Source organism: Rhodococcus yunnanensis NBRC 103083 (assembly GCF_001895005.1).
Lineage (GTDB): Bacteria > Actinomycetota > Actinomycetes > Mycobacteriales > Mycobacteriaceae > Rhodococcoides > Rhodococcoides yunnanense.
On sequence record NZ_BCXH01000043.1, the window covers coordinates 1 to 3329 of the forward strand.

Consider the following 3329-nt stretch of genomic DNA (forward strand, 5'->3'; position numbering starts at 1 on the left):
CTGGGACGCTCGAGTATCTCGGTCGTACCGATTTCCAGGTGAAGTTGCGTGGTCTGCGTATCGAGCTCGGTGAGATCGAAAGTGCGATGCTGTCGGTCGAGGGTGTCATGTCGGCGGTGGTGATCGTCGACGATGCATCCCGACTCATCGGCTATGCGGCCGTGGGTGGGTCGAGTACGAGTTCCGAGCGGATCGTCGAGCGGTGCAGGCAGACTCTGCCGCACTACATGACCCCCATCGTGGTGACAGTTGCCGAACTTCCTCGCTTGTCGAGCGGGAAGGTGGACCGGAACGCGCTCCCCGCGCCTGTGCTGGCAGGGCTCGGCGAGGCGACGCGAGGGGCCTCGTCCGAGGCGGAGGAAGTGCTTGTTGCGCTCTTCGCCGAGGTGTTGGGAATTGCCGACGTCGGTGTCGAGGACGACTTCTTCATGCTCGGCGGTGATTCGATCATGTCGATTCAGGTTGCCGCACGAGGGCGTGCAGCTGGATTGAACTTCAGTGCCGCACAGGTGTTCACGCTCCGATCGGCTGAGCGGCTTGCTTCGGTCGCCACGTCGGAGATGGTGCTGAAGTCGTCTACAGGCATCGGTGAAGTCCTCCTGCCGCCGATTGCGCTCGACATGCTGGCCAAGGGTGGATACGAAGCATTCAGCCAGGCCTCGACACTGTTGACCCCGGCCGGTGCGACGGAGTCGGAGATCACCGATCTGGTACGTGCGCTGCAGATCCGTCACGACGCGTTCCGGTCCACGCTCGTATCGAGGTCCGGGACTTGGGTGCTCGACGTCGCGACGCCGGACGCGGTGTCCGTCGACGACATTCTCACCGTTCGGTCATGGGACTCCGGGGTGGACTCCGCTGAACGGATCGAGCAGATAGTGCACGTCGCAGCCGAGAGCCTCGACATGTCACGCGGCCTGCCTGTCCACTTTGTTTGGTGTGAATCGACATCGGAGCGCGATCGTGGTCGCCTGGTGATCGTCGCCCACCACCTCGTGATCGACGGCGTTTCGTGGCGCGTACTGTCCGACGACATCGCCCGAATCTGGATCGCGCTTCAGGGCGGGGACAGCGTCGATGCAGCGGCTCAGGATCTTGCCGTCGTGACACCGCTGAAGGAATGGGGGAGTCGGCTGCGGACCTTCGCTACGTCGCCTCGCGTTACCGGTCGACTTTCATACTGGGAAGAGACTCTGGCCGAGATTGCTCCACTCGGTGTTCGCTACCTCGATCCAGCGACCGACCGCGCGGCGAACACACGGTCACTCGATGTCGAGGTCGGCAGCGACACTGCTCGGGTCATCCTGGACCGAGTGCCCCAGCTGTACGGGGGCGGTGCGCACGATGCACTGCTGGCTGCGTTGACGCTGGCGGTGGCACGGTGGCGGCAGTCCCGGGGCGCGCACGGTGATTCGACAGTCGTCGGTCTGGAACTGCACGGCCGCGACGAGTCGATTGTCGGGGACGTGGACCTCTCCCAGACTGTCGGCTGGTTCACGAGCTATTTTCCCGTTCGGCTCGATCTGGCCGGGCATTCGGCTACAGAAGTTCTCGAGGACACGTCTCTGATCGGAGACGTTCTCGTGGCAGTCAAGGAGACGCTCGCGTCGGTTCCGGACCGCGGGCTGGGTTTCGGACTACTGAGGTGGTTCGGCGCAGACTCCGAAGGAGCGCTTTCGTCAAGTCCGGCAGCACAGATCGGCTTCAACTACTTGGGAAGATTCGAATCCTCGGGTGATCAGCAGCACGACTGGTCCTCTGCGCCCGAGTTGACGGGAATCGGCGGCGTGTTGGGCGACGAACTGCCTGCGTCCGCGGCAGTCGATGTCAATGTCGATGCAATCGAACGCGGTGAAGACCTCGTGTTGCGAGCAACATTCGACTACGTCCCCGGAATTGTCGACAGCGCTGCGGCCCAAGAGTTGGCCGATCATTGGGTTTCAGCTCTGCATTCCATAGCGGAACATGCACGTGTGCAGCAGAACCGGCGCTTGACGCCGAGCGATGTACTGGATTCCTCAGTGTCGATCGAGGACATGGACAGGTGGCAGCGGGACTTCGGCGCATTGACCGACGTCGTACCCGTGACGCCCTTGCAGCACGGCATCATTGTCGAATCGCAGCTCGGTGACGGGGATGTGGACCTGTACTCGATGCAATCGGTAATCGAACTGCGTGGCAGGCTCGACAGCGATCGACTGGAGGCTGCAGCGAACGCAGTGCTCGCGGACTACTCGAACCTGCGTGCGGCCTTCGTCACCTCGAACGTGGACGGTCACCTCGTTGCGGTCATTCCCACCAGCGTGACAATTCCCTGGCGACATGTCGACATCAGATCCGAGGTGTATCCGAATCGGACCGCGGCGGATATTGCTTCACACGAGCGACGCGTGTCGTTTCGGGTCGAGAATCCTCCGCTCCTGCGGATGGTATTGGTGCGCACTGAAGAGTCTGCACACCAGTTGATCTGCACGTTCCATCACAGCCTCCTGGACGGCTGGTCGACACCGCTGTTCTTCGAAGCGTTGTTCACCGCGTACTCGGGAGTGATGACGAGCCGACCTACCGACAGCTACATGCAGTTCGTTCGATGGCTCACCGAGCAGGATTCGGAGGACGCGCTCGACAGGTGGGCTCGTGCGTTGTCCGGATACGAGCCCTCGTTGGTGTCCGGGGATCACTCGCAGCGCGGTCGACAACTCCCCGACGTCCATCGATTCGAGATCGACGCACATGTTCTGGATAATCTGTCGGAGGTATTGCGGCGTACCGGATTGACGCTGAACTCTGTCATCCAATCGGCGTGGGCCCAGATCGTGATGCGGCTCACCGGGCGGTCCGAAGTCGTGTTCGGGGCGACTGTGTCCGGACGACCACCGCACATCCCTGGTATCGAGTCGGCTATCGGCCTTTTCATCAATACTGTGCCGGTTGCGGTCTCGCTGCGACCGGACGAGAGTTTGTCGGATCTGGCGCAGAGAGTGCAGCAGCAGCAAGCTGAGTTGCTCGACCACCACTACGTCGGCCTTGCCGATGTGCACAGAGTCGTCGGCGTGTCACAGCTGTTCGACTCACTCGTCGTATTCGAGTCATTTCCTGTCGACGAGCAGGGCGTGGACAATGCGATCGACTCCACCGGACTCGAGATATCGGTTGTCGAGCAGGTCGATTCGACGCACTATCCGTTGGTGTTGTCCGTCGCGCCCGATGGCAATCTGATGTTCGAAATGACTTATGCGCCTGAAGTTTTTTCAACCGAGCTGATTCATGAACTTGCTGATTCGATGACGCGCACGGTGGAGCAGTTCGTGGTCGATGCCGATGCGTCC

The 3329-nt window shown here is 61.4% G+C and carries 1 protein-coding gene; it reads left to right on the top strand.

Features of this window, described 5'->3' with window-relative positions; all coding sequences use genetic code 11:
- Positions 1-38: 38 nt before the first annotated feature.
- Positions 39-3329, top strand: a 3291-nt coding sequence (locus RY1_RS29150) for a condensation domain-containing protein (RefSeq protein WP_245820003.1), incomplete at its 3' end; no start/stop codon positions are given.